Here is a 13,559-nt window from a genome sequence, read left to right on the forward strand (position 1 = left end):
CTCCGGCCCCGGCGCCGCGGGAGGGCTACCCGGCGGCCTTGGCGAAGATCTCCTTCAGGAAGGCGCCCGTGTAGCTGCGCTCGTTCTTCGAGACCTGCTCCGGCGTGCCCGTCGCGATGATCTGCCCGCCGCCCGAACCGCCGTCCGGCCCCAGGTCGATCACCCAGTCCGCGCTCTTGATGACGTCGAGGTTGTGCTCGATCGTGATGACGGTGTTGCCCTTGTCCACGAGGCCCTGCAGCACCAGCAGGAGCTTGCGGATGTCCTCGAAGTGCAGGCCCGTGGTCGGCTCGTCGAGCACGTAGATGCTGCGGCCGTTGGACCGCTTCTGCAGTTCGCTGGCGAGCTTCACGCGCTGCGCCTCGCCGCCGGAGAGCGTGGTGGCGGGCTGCCCGAGCCGGACGTAGCCGAGGCCCACCTCCACGAGGGTGTTGAGGTGCCGGGCGATCGGGCTGAAGGCCGCGAAGAACTCTGCCCCCTCCTCGATCGGCATGTCCAGGACGTCGGCGATGGTCTTGCCCTTGTAGTGGACCTCGAGCGTCTCGCGGTTGTACCGCGCCCCGTGGCACACCTCGCAGGGGACGTAGACGTCGGGCAGGAAGTTCATCTCGATCTTCAGCGTCCCGTCGCCGGAGCACGCCTCGCAGCGGCCGCCCTTGACGTTGAAGGAGAACCGTCCGGGCAGGTAGCCCCGGACCTTCGCCTCGGTGGTCTCGGCGAACAGTTTCCGGATGTTGTCGAAGACGCCCGTGTACGTGGCCGGGTTCGAGCGCGGGGTGCGGCCGATGGGGCTCTGGTCCACGTGGATGACCTTGTCGAGGTGCTCCAGGCCGTCGATCCGCTTGTGCCGTCCAGCCACCTGCTTGGCGCCGTTGAGCTTGTTGGCGAGCACCTTGTAGAGGATGTCGTTGACGAGGGTCGACTTCCCCGAGCCGCTGACGCCGGTGACGGCGGTCAGCACGCCGAGCGGGATGGTCGCGTCCACGTTCGTGAGGTTGTGCTCGCGGGCGCCCACCACCTTCAGCTGGCGTGAGCGGTCGATCTTGCGGCGCTTCGCCGGGATCTCGATCTTCCGGCGTCCCGAGAGGTAGTCGCCGGTCAGAGACTTCTCGTTGGTGAGCAGGTCCTCGAGGAGGCCGGAGTGCACCACCTCGCCGCCGTGCTCGCCCGCCCCCGGGCCGATGTCCACGATCCAGTCGGCCTCGGCGATGGTGTCCTCGTCGTGCTCGACGACGATGAGGGTGTTACCGAGGTTCCGCAGCCGCGTCAGGGTCTCGATCAGCCGCCGGTTGTCCCGCTGGTGCAGGCCGATGGACGGCTCGTCGAGCACGTAGAGCACACCTACGAGGCCCGAGCCGATCTGCGTGGCGAGGCGGATGCGCTGGGCCTCGCCGCCGGACAGGGTGCCCGAGGCCCGCTCGAGGTTGAGGTATTCGAGGCCGACATCGAGGAGGAACGTCAGGCGCGCCTGGATCTCCTTCAGCACCTGGTTGGCGATCTGCGCCTCGCGGCCGGTCAGGACGAGGTTGTCCAGGAAATCGGCGCAGTCGCGCATCGGCATCGCGGAGACCTCGGCGATGTTCCTGCCGTTGATCAGCACCGAGAGCGAGGCCGGGTTCAGGCGTGCGCCGCCGCATGTGGGGCACGGGATCTCCCGCATGTACTCCTCGTACCGGTCCCGGGCGTTCTCGGACTCGGTCTCCGTGTGCTTGCGCTGGATGTACTGGATGGCGCCCTCGAAGCCCGTGCTGTACTTCCGTTCCCGGCCGAACCGGTTCCGGTACTGCACGACGACCTTGTGGTCCTTGCCGTACAGCGCGGCCTCCCGGGCGCGGTCCGGCAGCTTGCGCCAGGGCGTCGTGACGTCGAAGTTCAGCTCGGAGGCGAGGCCCTCGAGCAGCCGCGTCCAGTACTCAAGGGTCGCCGTCCCGAGCGACCACGGCGCGATGGCGCCCTCGGCGAGGCTGAGGTCCGGGTTGGGGACGACGAGCTCCTCGTCGACCTCGAGCTTGGTGCCGATGCCCGTGCAGGCGGGGCAGGCCCCGAACGGGTTGTTGAACGAGAAGGAGCGCGGCTCCACCTCGTCGATGGCGAGTGGGTGCTCGTTGGGGCAGGCGAGGTGTTCGGAGAAGGCGTGCAGGCGCTTGGCGTCGTCCTCGGGGAGGTCCACGAATTCGGCGAGGACGCGGCCGTCGGCGAGCTTGAGGGCCGTCTCCACGGAGTCCGTGAGGCGCTGCTGGATGCCGCTCTTCACCACGAGGCGGTCGATGATGACCTCGATGGTGTGCTTGTACTGCTTGCCCAGCTTGGGCGGGTCGCTGAGCTGGATGAGCTTGCCGTCCACCCGGGCGCGTGAGTAGCCCTTGGCCGTGAGCTCCTGGAAGAGGTCGACGAACTCCCCCTTGCGCGCCCGGACCACGGGGGCGAGGACCTGGAAGCGCGTCCCCTCCTCGAGTTCGAGGAGCTGGTCCACGATCTGCTGGGGGGTCTGCTTGGCCACCGGCTCGCCGCAGACCGGGCAGTGCGGGCGGCCCACACGCGCCCACAGGAGCCGCATGTAGTCGTAGATCTCGGTGATCGTGCCCACGGTGGAGCGGGGGTTCTTGCTGGTGGACTTCTGGTCGATCGAGACCGCGGGCGAGAGGCCCTCGATGAAGTCGACGTCCGGCTTGTCCACCTGGCCGAGGAACTGCCGGGCGTAGGCGGACAGCGATTCGACGTAGCGGCGCTGCCCCTCGGCGAAGATGGTGTCGAAGGCGAGCGAGGACTTGCCCGACCCGGAGAGACCCGTGAAGACGATCATGGCGTCGCGCGGCAGGTCGAGGTCGACGTTCCGCAGGTTGTGCTCGCGCGCCCCCTTGACGATCAGGCGGGACAGGTCCTGGGGAGCAGGCTCCGGGTTGTGGGCGTGCTGCTCGAGAGAGTTTGCAATAGACACCAGACAACTGTAGGAGAAAAGGCGTTCGAAAGCATATTCGAATACTCCCGGATCCGCGCCGGTGCTGAGCTACCGCCGGTGCCGTTCACGCTCGGCGCAATGCGGCCCTCAGGATGGCCACCGCTTCGGTCTCCGGCACACCGGCCGACTGCACGACGGCGGCGAACCCGTCGGCGGCATCGGCCACGCGCCGGCGGGCGTCGTCACGGCCGGCGGCGACGACGGTCCCGGCCCGGCCCCTGGTCTCGACGACGCCGGCCTGCTCCAGTTCGCGGTAGGCGCGGGCCACGGTGTTGGCGGCGACCCCCAGATGGGTGGCGAGGCCGCGCACCGGGGGAAGGCGCGTGCCGACGGGAGCCTTGCCCGCGCGGGCGGCGGCGAGGACGGCCTGCTTGATCTGCTCGAACGGCGGCATGGTGCTCTTCTCGTCCAGCCTGAGCCACCGGGGAATCGTCTGCTCCACGTCCTGCCCTCCGTCGGTCCCCCGCGCTCCACTGCCGGGGTTTCCCTGTGAACCCTACCGTCGGCGGGCGGGCACGGAGCGAGATCAGCGGCACGCCGTGCAGCGGGCCGACGAACGGGACCGGACGGATCGGGTCACGTTCCTTGTATCGCCCGAGGGGGTTGTGGGTGAAGAATCGGTGATGTCTGTTGTCGGAACCAGGCTGCCCCTACGGGCGGCGGATCAGGAGTACACAGCATGAAGGCTTTGCAGTACCGCACCATCGGTGCGCCGCCCGAAGTGGTCGAGATCGACACCCCGGAGCCCGGGCCCGGCCAGGTCCGGCTGAAGGTCACCGCCGCCGGGGTGTGCCACTCGGACGCGTTCATCATGGGCTTGCCCGGAGACCAGTACGTGTACGGCCTGCCGCTGACTCTCGGACATGAGGGGGCCGGCATCGTCGACAAGCTCGGGGACGGGGTCGTGGGCGTGCAGCCCGGCGACTCCGTCGCGGTGTACGGGCCCTGGGGGTGCGGCACCTGCTATACGTGCTCACAGGGCAAGGAGAACTACTGCCCCCACGCCGCCGGCCTCGGTATCGCACCTCCCGGGCTCGGAGCACCAGGCGCCATGGCCGAGTACATGATCGTCGATGATCCCCGCCACCTGGTACCCCTGGGGGACCTCGACCCGGTGGCGAATGTGTCCCTGACCGATGCCGGGCTCACCCCCTATCACGCGATCAAACCCTCACTCCCGAAGCTGGTACCTGGTTCGGTTGCCGTCGTCATCGGCGCAGGAGGACTTGGGCACGTCGGTATCCAGATCCTGCGGGCCATGACCAACGCCACCGTCGTGGCCCTGGACGTGAACGAGGACAAACTGCAACTGGCCAGAGACGTCGGCGCACAGCATGTCTTCCTGTCCGACGACGACGCCATCAGCGAGGTGAAGAGCCTGACTCACGGCCTCGGAGCGCACGCCGTGTTCGACTTCGTCGGAATCCAACCCACCATGACCCTCGGGCAGGCGATGATCCGTGCCGAAGGCGACCAGGTCCTGGTAGGCGTCGGATCGGGGTCGCTACCGGTAGGGATGCTCGACAAGCCCTACGAGGCTACCGTCCGCAGCCCGTATTGGGGCTTCAGGTCTGAACTGTTCGAAGTACTCGACCTTGCCCGCTCCGGCGCCGTCCATGTCGAAACGGAGGTCTTCACCCTCGACGACGCACCCGAAGCCTACGAGAAGCTGCACGCCGGGAACCTACGGGGGCGTGCTGTCATCGTCCCTTAGAACAGGAGGAGCGAAGGAGCGCCGGGCAGGATCGGATCCGCTCTGTGCCCGGTCCTGCCCGCCCACAGCCTGATCGAATCAGCGGATTCACGCCAGCGCCACACCCTCGTTCGTGAAGGGCCCGTTCATTGGCAGGCGAGCCGTAGGCTTGGCTCATGATGCTTGCCGACCTCGCAGAAATGACCATCCGCAGCATCTCCGTGTCCGAGATGGACAACAACGTGTACCTGCTCACGTCGAAGACCAGCGGAGCCCAGGTGCTGATCGACGCCGCCGACGACGCCCCCGCCATCCTCGCGCTCCTCGCCGACGCGCAGGAGGACACCGATGCCGAGGCCCGCGTGGCGCTGATCGTCACCACGCATTCGCACTGGGACCACGTGCGGGCGCTCGCCGAGGTCAAGGAGGCGACGAAGGCCCGCACCGCGGCCGGGGAGGACGACGTCGCGGACATCGCGGTGCCCACGGACGTCCCGCTGAAACACCACGACGTCGGCTCGTTCGAGGGCTTCGAGCTGGAGGCGATCCACCTCCGCGGCCACACGCCGGGCTCCGTCGCGCTCCTCTACCGCGACCCCTCCGGGCCCGCGCACCTCTTCACCGGTGACTCCCTGTTCCCCGGCGGCCTCGGTAACACCCAGGGCGACCCCGACCGCTTCGCGTCCCTGTACCAGGACGTCGTGACGCGGGTCTTCGACGACCTGCCCGACGACACCGTGGTGCACCCGGGCCATGGCAGGGGCACCACGCTCGGGGCGGAGCGCGGATCTCTGGCGGAGTGGAGGCAGCGGGGCTGGTAGGAGGCCCGGCAGGACCCGGGCTCCGCACGAGGCGCACCGGTAGGCTGGACGGATCATGACAATCCAAGAGCAGCTCCCCCGGCACGACGACGGCCGACTCACCGCGGACGCGGTCTACGAGGCCTTCACGGGCTGGGCGGCGGGCCGCGGCCTGACCCTGTACCCGGCGCAGGACGAGGCCGCCATGGAGCTCGTCTCCGGCAGCAACGTCATCCTGGCCACGCCCACCGGGTCCGGCAAGTCCCTCGTCGCGATCGCCGCCCACCTGAAGTCCTTCGCCGAGGGCCGCACCAGTTACTACACGGCCCCGATCAAGGCGCTCGTGTCGGAGAAGTTCTTCGCCCTCTGCGACATCTTCGGCCCGGAGAACGTCGGCATGATCACGGGTGACTCGGGCGTGAACCAGGACGCACCGATCATCTGCTGCACAGCGGAGATCCTCGCCAACCTGGCCCTGCGGGAAGGCGCCCAGGCGGACGTCGACACCGTGGTCATGGACGAGTTCCACTTCTACTCGGATCCGCAGCGCGGCTGGGCGTGGCAGGTTCCGCTGCTCGAGCTGCCGCAGGCCCAGTTCCTCCTGATGTCCGCCACCCTCGGTGACGTCACGCGCTTCGAGAAGGACCTCACGGAACGCACCGGCCGCGCGACGGCGACCGTCACGTCCGTGGAGCGGCCCATCCCCCTCCACTACTACTACGTCGAGACGCCCGTCCAGGAGTCCCTCGAGGAGCTGCTGGTCACCCGGCAGGCCCCGGTCTACGTGGTGCACTTCAGCCAGGCGGAGGCGATCGAGCGCGCGCAGAACCTCATGAGCGTCAACGTGTGCACGCGCGAGGAGAAGGACCGCATCGCCGAACTGATCGCGACCTTCCGGTTCTCCGCCGGCTTCGGGAAGACCCTCAACCGGCTCGTGCGGCACGGGATCGGTGTGCACCACGCCGGCATGCTGCCCAAGTACCGGCGCCTCGTCGAGCAGCTCGCCCAGGCCGGCCTGCTCAAGGTCATCTGCGGCACCGACACCCTCGGCGTGGGCATCAACGTGCCCATCCGCACCGTGCTCCTGACCGCCCTCAGCAAGTACGACGGCGTCCGCACGCGCCTGCTCAACGCGCGGGAGTTCCACCAGATCTCCGGACGCGCCGGCCGCGCGGGCTACGACACCGCGGGCACCGTCGTCGTCCAGGCCCCCGAGCACGTCGTCGAGAACGCCAAGGCCATGGCGAAGGCGGTGTCCAAGTTCGGCGACGACCAGAAGAAGCTGCGCCAGGTGGTGCGGAAGAAGCCCCAGCAGGGCTTCGTCTCCTGGGGGAAGCCCACCTACGAGCGGCTCGTGGAGAGCATCCCGGACCCGCTGACGTCGTCGTTCTCCGTCAGCCACTCCATGCTCCTGAATCTCCTCGAACGGCCCGGCGACCCCTTCACCGCCACCAAGCGGCTCCTGACGGAGAACCACGAGACCCGCGCGTCGCAGCTCCGGCTCATGCGGCGCGCCATCGGGATCTACCGCGAGCTCGTCACGGCGGGCATCGTCGAGAAGCTCCCCGAACCCGAGCCGGACGGCCGCCGGGTGCGGCTCAAGGTGCACCTGCAGGCCAACTTCGCCCTCAACCAGCCGCTCTCCCCCTTCGCGATGGCGAGCCTGGAACTGCTCGACCCGGAGGCGCCGGGCTACGCGCTCGACGTCGTCTCGGTCATCGAGGCCACGCTCGAGAAGCCCCGCCAGGTGCTCAACGCGCAGGAGAAGAAGGCCCGCGGGGAGGCGGTGGCCGCGATGAAGGCGGAGGGCATCGACTACGACGCCCGGATGGCCCGCCTCGAGGAGGTCAGCTACCCGAAGCCCCTCGAAGAACTGCTGCAGCAGGCCTTCGACGTGTACCGGGCGTCCGCGCCGTGGCTCGGCGACTTCGAGCTGGCCCCCAAGTCCGTGGTGCGGGACATGTACGAGCGGGCCATGAGCTTCGGCGAGTACGTCGCGTTCTACTCCCTCACCCGGTCCGAGGGGATCCTCCTGCGCTACCTCGCCGACTGCTACAAGGCGCTCCGCCACACCGTGCCCGTCGAGGCGCTGCGCGAGGACCTCAGCGACATCCTCGAATGGCTCGGCGAACTGGTCCGCCAGGTGGACAGCAGCCTGCTCGACGAATGGACGCAGCTGGCCGCCGGCCTCGCCCCGGCCGCCGCGACGGACGCCGTCGACCTGCCGGACGAGCCGCCCTCCGTCACGTCCAACGAGCGGGCCTTCCGCGTGATGGTCCGCAACGAGATGTTCCAGCGGGTCAAACTCTTCGCCGACGAGCAGGACGCGGCGCTCGGAGCGCTCGACGCCGATTCCGGGTGGACCGCCGAGCGCTGGGCGGAGGCCCTGGACGGCTACTTCGGGGACTACGAGGACATCGACGACGGCCCCGACGCGCGCGGCCCGAACCTGCTGCTCATCACGAAGACGCCCACCGCGTGGAAGGTGCGGCAGATCCTGAAGGACCCGGAGGGCAACAACGACTGGGGCATCAACGCCGAGATCGACCTCGCGGCGTCGGACGAGGCCGGCAGCCCGGTGGTGAGGATCCTCGGCGTCGGGGGCCCGGCGGCCGCCTGACGCGGTGCTCGCCGGCCCGGACGCCCCGGCCCCCCAGCCTTGGCTAGGCTGGAGGAATGACTAGCATTCGGGAAGCACGGCCGGCGGACGTTCCGGTCATCCTCCAGCTCATCCACGACCTCGCCCTCTACGAGCGGGAGCCGGACGCCGTCCGGAACACCGCCACGTCGCTCGACGCGGCCCTGTTCGGGGAGCGGCCCACCATCTACGCCCATGTGGCGGAGGACCGGGGCGAGGTCCAGGGGTTCGCGCTCTGGTTCCTCAACTACTCCACCTGGGAGGGCGTCAACGGCATCTACCTCGAGGACCTCTACGTGCGGCCCGAGGCTCGCGGAGCGGGCCACGGCAGGGCGCTCCTGGCGAATCTCGCCCGCATCGCCACCGAGCGCGGCTATGCGCGCGTCGAGTGGTCGGTGCTCAACTGGAACGAGCCGTCCATCCGCTTCTACGAGAGCCTCGGCGCCGCCGCGCAGTCCGAGTGGAGCACGTTCCGGCTGACGGGCGACGCGCTCGCCGAGGTCGCCGCCCTGTGAGCGCGCCGGCCGCCCGGCGCGACCTCCCGGAGCACACCGTCGAGCACACCGCCGACCACGTCGTGGGTCCGACCGCCGTGATGCGCGGCCTGCGCGCCACCGGCCACGTGTTCCGGGTCCCGCTCGACCACGCGGACCCGGACTCCCCCCGGATCGAGGTGTTCGCCCGCGAGTACTCCTCCAGCGAGCACGCCGAGGACGCCGCGGCCCGGCTGCCCTGGCTCCTGTTCCTGCAGGGCGGTCCGGGCGGCCGGGGCGTGCGCACCACCCAGCTCTCGGGCTGGATGAAGGCCGCGGCCCGCGACTTCCGGATCCTCATGCTGGACCAGCGCGGCACCGGGCTCTCGACGCCGGCGGATGCCGCGACGCTCGCCACCCTGCGCACCCCGGAGGCGCAGGCGGACTACCTCACGCATTTCCGTGCCGACTCGATCGTCGCCGACGCCGAGCTCGTCCGCCGCCACCTGGGCAGCCGGCCCTGGACGGTCTTCGGTCAGAGCTATGGCGGGTTCTGCACCCTCACCTACCTCTCCCACGCGCCGGAGGGCATCGAGCGGGCCCTGATCACCGGCGGCCTGGCGCCCCTGGCGGGCTCGCCCGACGAGGTGTACCGGGCGACGTTCGCGCGCGTCGAGGCACGCAACGCCGAGTACTTCCGGTGGTACCCGGAGGATCGCGACCGCGTCACGCGGATCGCGCGCCATCTGGACCGCGTGGAGGAGTTCCTGCCGAGCGGTGAGCGGCTCACGGTGCGGCGCTTCCAGATGATCGGCTCCTTCCTCGGCGGCAACACGCGCGTCCACGCCCTCCACTACCTGCTGGAGGACGCGTTCACGACGACGGCGGCCGGCCCCCGGCTCTCGGCGTCGTTCCTCGAGCAGGTCCACGCCGTCGTCAGCCGGGCCTCGCAGCCGCTGTACGCGCTGCTGCACGAATCGATCTACTGCCAGGGGGCCGCCGCGTCGTGGTCCGCCGCCCGCGTCCTCGAGGAGTACCCGCAGTTCAGGGACGACGCCGGCGAGGTCCTGCTCACCGGCGAGATGGTCTACCCCTGGTACTTCGAGGAGGACCCGGCGCTCCGCCCGCTGCGCGCCGTCGCCGACATCCTCGCGGGGAAGACGGACTGGGGGCCGCTGTACGACGCGGATGTCCTCGCGACGAACACCGTCCCGGCCGCGGCGGCCGTGTACCGCTCCGACATCTACGTGGACAGGGACCTGTCGCTGGCGACGGCGTCGTCGGTGCGGAACCTGCAGGTGTGGGAGACGGACGAGTTCCACCACGACGGCATCGCCGACGACGGCGAGGCGATCTTCGAGCGGCTGCTCGCGATGACCCGCCGGGCAACAGCGGGGCCGACGGCGTAGTCCGCGGCGTCGCGCACGCTCCGCCGTGGCGGTCCCCCGCCGGATCCCCCGGGAGCGGGGTACCCCCTAGGATCGGCCGGCGCCCTCGTCGAGGGGAATGACGTCGATCCCGAGGTCCCCGCCGGCCGCGGGCCCGAGCACGACCAGCACATGCCGGGCCGTGACCCCCGCCAGCGCCTCTGCCACGCGCCGGGCCACGTCGTCCGGGGGAATCCCCTCCGCCTCGTCCGCGCCGGTGTCGGCCCTTCGCCAGGACGTGACCCTGGCGCCCGTCGCCTGCGCCACGGAGCGCGACAGCCCGTCGTACGCAGGGCCGGCCACCAGCGTGACCTGCGCGACGGCGGGCGTCCTGTCCCGGGCGGCGGCCGCCAGGAGCACCCGTTCGCGCTGCCACAGCGAGAAGTGGTAGCCCGCGACGAGGGCCGCGGCGACCAGCAGCCCGAACGGTCCCCGGATCCGGTCCACGACGCTGCCGCCCGACACGTCACCCAGGACGAACTCGAAGAGCCTGTACCCGATGACCAGCAGCGCGATGAGGGCCACCACCGCGCTGATCCCGAAGAAGACGACGAGGTAGATGCGCCGGCCCGGGGGGATGGAGGCGGCGTCCCGGGGCGGGCTGGCCGGTTTCCAGGACTGCCACCAGACCGGGCCTCCCACCGCGAGGGAACTGAGGCCGGCGAGCAGGAGCGTCCGCGATCCGCTGCCGGCGAGCGGGGAGACGGCGATCGCCAGGGTCGCATTGATGATCACGCCGATGCCCGACGCCGCCGCCGCCAGGGCGACCCCGGAGGTCACGAGGACGCCCGCGCGGCGCGTTTCGATGGAGGAACTGTCGGCAACCACCCGGTGATACCGCCAGACCAGGGTGCCGATCGCCGCGGCGGCCACGGCCGTCCCCAGGGGTGCCAGCAGCTCGCGCATCGGGTCGGTGCGGTCGAACGCCGTCCTCAGGAGGACGAAGAGTACGATTCCCGCCGCCCCGAGCGCCACCAGGCCGGCGGCGAAGATGCCCACCCCGACAAGTGCGATGTTCGCCAGGGGCGTGTGCAGCCGGCGTCCCCCGCCCGGGTACCAGTGCCACCACCAGACCAGGGCTCCGCCGACCGCCCAGACCAGGGCCCGGAGCACGGGCTGCCACCACGACCCTGCCTCCGGGACCAGGCCGGTGTACCCGCGGAGCGCGACGTCGAGCAGGCCGCCGAGGGCCGTGATGGCGAAGATGCTGCCCAGCACCAGCCCGTAGACCGATCCGATCACCGTGGGGACGTCGTCGAGCCCGGTCGGGGACTTCGTCGGATGCCGCCACATCCAGCGGTGCCACGCCCAGACCAGGAGCCAGACCAGGCCGGTCGCCAGGGAGGACGACCACCGGGCCTGGAAGGTGCCGATCAGGGACGCCGCCGTGGCGAGGAGCGCGGTCACGGCCACGATCAGGGACACGGCATAGACCGCGGACAGGTACAGTCCCCACGCGTCGGAGCTCCGCTCCGTCCTCTCGTCGAGCCGCCTCCAGACCACCCACCACAGGAGGGCGGCGAGCGGACCGCCGATCAGCGTGAAGGCGAGCGAGCGGGCCAGCTCGGCCACACCGGCGGACTCCAGGACGGCGTCCATGCTGAGCAGGCGGTCCAGCAGCCCGCTGAGCCCGACGGCGGTGATCACCACCAGCGCGAACAGCAGGCCGTACAGGATCAAGTGCCGGAGGACGAGTTGCCCCGAGGTTGCCGTGACGGCGGTCGATGGTGAGGGCCGGCTCATGGACCCACCGGCTTCCCGGTGCAGACCAGGAGCTGATAGGGGGCCTGGTCGATCCTCCACTGGCCGTCCATCTTCTGCAGGGAGAAGCGGTCCTCCATCTCGTACTCCGAGGGGCCGAACGGGCCCCCCTGGTCGGAGGAGACCACCGAGACCCGCACCAGCGCCGAGTCCTCCCGTTCGTCCGTGGAGATCAGTACGACGCGGGCGGGGGACGGAGGGTCCCCGAGGACGGCTCGGCACTCGCTCCGGGCCGACTCCGTCAGGTAGGCGGTGGCCGCAGCGGTGTCACCGTCCAGGACGGCGGTGCTGTACCGCTGGACGACTCCCGCCGGCGTCGACCCGTCCAGTGCGTCGGGCTCCCCGCGGGTGAAGACCACCGCCACGGCGACGATCACCAGCACGGCGATTCCGGCCACGATGACGAGCAGAAGACGGTCGATCTGTTTCCGCTCGGCATGCATGCGCACAGTATGGCGCATGCGACGACGGCGGGCGTGGGTCTCTCGGTCCCAGTTGCGCGGCGATCTGCCGGTCGGCCGATCGCCGCGCGGTCGGACTAGCGGCGCGGTCCCTTCACGTCGGCTTCGTCGGCCGCCCGGGCGAGTCCCTCGTCCACCGCGGGAGCGTCCGCGGACCCGGTTCCCGTGTCCTCCGTGGTGTCGCCCGCGGCGGCACCCGTGACCCGGGAGCGGATGAGGCTGGCGATCACGGCGACGACGATGGTCGCCACGATCACGGCCAGCGACACGAACGTCGGGATCTCGGGCGCCCACTCGATGTGCTGGCCACCGTTGATGAAGGGCAGTTCGTTGACGTGCATCGCGTGCAGGATGAGCTTGATGCCGATGAACGCGAGGATCACGGAGAGCGCATGCTTGAGGTAGATGAGGCGCGTCATCAGCCCGCCGAGCAGGAAGTAGAGCTGGCGCAGGCCCATGAGCGCGAAGATGTTCGCCGTGAAGACGATGAACGCACTCTGCGTCAGGCCGAAGATCGCCGGGATGGAGTCGACGGCGAAGAGCAGATCGGTCAAGCCGATCGTCACGAAGACGATGAGCATCGGCGTGAAGACCTTCTTGCCGTCGACCACGGTGCGGATCTTGTTGCCGTCGTACGAATCCGACATCGGGAGGACCGAGCGGAGCTTCGCGATGAGCTTGTTGTCGCCGGCCTCCTCCTCGTCCTCACCCGAATCCGTCGCCTGCTTGTAGGCGGTGTAGAGGAGGAAGGCGCCGAAGATGAAGAAGACCCAGCTGAAGTTCTCGATCACTGCGGCTCCGAGGGCGATGAAGATCCCGCGCAGCACCAGGGCGATGATGATGCCCACCATGAGCACTTCCTGCTGGTACTTCCGGGGCACCGAGAAGCGCGCCATGATGATGATGAACACGAAGAGGTTGTCGATGCTGAGGCTGTATTCCGTGATCCAGCCGGCCACGAACTGGCCGCCGTACTCGGGCCCGGTGAAGACGAACATCAGGGCCGCGAACACCAGCGCGAGGCCCACGTAGAACGCGACCCAGAGTCCCGCTTCCTTCATCGATGGTTCGTGCGGCCGCTTGACCACGAGCAGCAGATCGAACAGCAGGATCAGGCCGAGCACGATGAACGTGCCGACCTCGAACGCTACGGGCAATGCGGGCATGAAGTACCTTCCGGGAGTGCTGGGATCGCCGTGGGTCTCTCCACCGCGGCGGAGGACCCCGCCCGGCCGCTACGCCCGGCGGGGCAACCGTGCCCCGCGTGCTGACGTCCGTAGCGCTGAGGGATACTCCCCCACGTCGGGACCATGGTACCCGCCAGGAAAGGAAGCCGACGAACTATCC

The 13,559-nt window shown here is 69.7% G+C and carries 10 protein-coding genes; 5 read left to right on the plus strand and 5 right to left on the minus strand.

Going from position 1 to position 13,559, the window contains the following annotated elements; genetic code table 11:
• Positions 1–25: 25 nt before the first annotated feature.
• Positions 26–2,938 carry an excinuclease ABC subunit UvrA gene (gene uvrA, locus ACSGDB_RS09770; protein ID WP_434994431.1) on the minus strand — a complete coding sequence of 971 codons (2,913 nt, stop codon included), beginning with the start codon at positions 2,936–2,938 and terminating at the stop codon, positions 26–28.
• 85 nt (positions 2,939–3,023) lie between these two features.
• Entirely contained in the window at positions 3,024–3,401 is a 378-nt protein-coding gene (locus ACSGDB_RS09775) for a GntR family transcriptional regulator (protein WP_434994432.1), read from the minus strand.
• Positions 3,402–3,638: 237 nt separating this feature from the next.
• Here ACSGDB_RS09775 and ACSGDB_RS09780 point away from each other — a divergent pair, with 237 nt between their 5' ends.
• The 5 genes from ACSGDB_RS09780 (at position 3,639) to ACSGDB_RS09800 (ending at position 9,972) form a co-directional block, all read left to right on the plus strand.
• A complete protein-coding gene (locus ACSGDB_RS09780; protein WP_434994434.1) occupies positions 3,639–4,673 on the plus strand; it encodes an NAD(P)-dependent alcohol dehydrogenase in 1,035 nt (344 codons plus the stop codon).
• 155 nt (positions 4,674–4,828) lie between these two features.
• Complete coding sequence (locus ACSGDB_RS09785) at positions 4,829–5,473, plus strand: MBL fold metallo-hydrolase (protein WP_434994435.1); 645 nt, start codon at positions 4,829–4,831, stop codon at positions 5,471–5,473.
• A 55-nt stretch (positions 5,474–5,528) separates the two neighbouring features.
• Positions 5,529–8,072 carry a DEAD/DEAH box helicase gene (locus tag ACSGDB_RS09790; protein WP_434994436.1) on the plus strand — a complete coding sequence of 848 codons (2,544 nt, stop codon included), beginning with the start codon at positions 5,529–5,531 and terminating at the stop codon, positions 8,070–8,072.
• Positions 8,073–8,128: 56 nt separating this feature from the next.
• Complete coding sequence (locus ACSGDB_RS09795; protein ID WP_434994437.1) at positions 8,129–8,605, plus strand: GNAT family N-acetyltransferase; 477 nt, start codon at positions 8,129–8,131, stop codon at positions 8,603–8,605.
• Between the two features lie 80 nt (positions 8,606–8,685).
• Positions 8,686–9,972: an alpha/beta fold hydrolase gene (locus ACSGDB_RS09800; RefSeq protein ID WP_434994488.1), complete on the plus strand. Its 1,287-nt coding sequence runs from the start codon at positions 8,686–8,688 to the stop codon at positions 9,970–9,972.
• Positions 9,973–10,038: 66 nt separating this feature from the next.
• Here ACSGDB_RS09800 and ACSGDB_RS09805 read toward each other — a convergent pair whose 3' ends face one another.
• The 3 genes from ACSGDB_RS09805 to ACSGDB_RS09815 form a co-directional block, all read right to left on the minus strand.
• The gene (locus ACSGDB_RS09805) at positions 10,039–11,733 is read right to left on the minus strand and encodes a DUF5671 domain-containing protein (protein ID WP_434994438.1); all 1,695 of its coding nucleotides are present in this window, start codon (positions 11,731–11,733) and stop codon (positions 10,039–10,041) included.
• Entirely contained in the window at positions 11,730–12,194 is a 465-nt protein-coding gene (locus tag ACSGDB_RS09810) for a hypothetical protein (RefSeq protein ID WP_434994439.1), read from the minus strand. The genes ACSGDB_RS09805 and ACSGDB_RS09810 overlap by 4 nt, the downstream gene beginning before the upstream one ends.
• 95 nt (positions 12,195–12,289) lie before the next feature.
• Complete coding sequence (locus ACSGDB_RS09815) at positions 12,290–13,378, minus strand: TerC family protein (RefSeq protein WP_434994441.1); 1,089 nt, start codon at positions 13,376–13,378, stop codon at positions 12,290–12,292.
• Positions 13,379–13,559 lie beyond the last annotated feature (181 nt).

The organism is Arthrobacter sp. Ld5 (genome assembly GCF_051172775.1).
Classification (GTDB): Bacteria; Actinomycetota; Actinomycetes; order Actinomycetales; family Micrococcaceae; genus Arthrobacter_D.

What these genes read in the sequence shown, in the direction of transcription:
- ACSGDB_RS09780 (WP_434994434.1), top strand. Translation starts at nt 3,639, where the DNA reads ATGAAGGCTTTGCAGTACCGCACCATCGGTGCGCCGCCCGAAGTGGTC.
- ACSGDB_RS09785 (WP_434994435.1), top strand. Translation starts at nt 4,829, where the DNA reads ATGATGCTTGCCGACCTCGCAGAAATGACCATCCGCAGCATCTCCGTG.
- ACSGDB_RS09790 (WP_434994436.1), top strand. Translation starts at nt 5,529, where the DNA reads ATGACAATCCAAGAGCAGCTCCCCCGGCACGACGACGGCCGACTCACC.
- ACSGDB_RS09795 (WP_434994437.1), top strand. Translation starts at nt 8,129, where the DNA reads ATGACTAGCATTCGGGAAGCACGGCCGGCGGACGTTCCGGTCATCCTC.
- ACSGDB_RS09800 (WP_434994488.1), top strand. Translation starts at nt 8,686, where the DNA reads ATGCGCGGCCTGCGCGCCACCGGCCACGTGTTCCGGGTCCCGCTCGAC.
- ACSGDB_RS09805 (WP_434994438.1), bottom strand. Translation starts at nt 11,733, where the DNA reads ATGAGCCGGCCCTCACCATCGACCGCCGTCACGGCAACCTCGGGGCAA.
- ACSGDB_RS09810 (WP_434994439.1), bottom strand. Translation starts at nt 12,194, where the DNA reads ATGCATGCCGAGCGGAAACAGATCGACCGTCTTCTGCTCGTCATCGTG.
- ACSGDB_RS09815 (WP_434994441.1), bottom strand. Translation starts at nt 13,378, where the DNA reads ATGCCCGCATTGCCCGTAGCGTTCGAGGTCGGCACGTTCATCGTGCTC.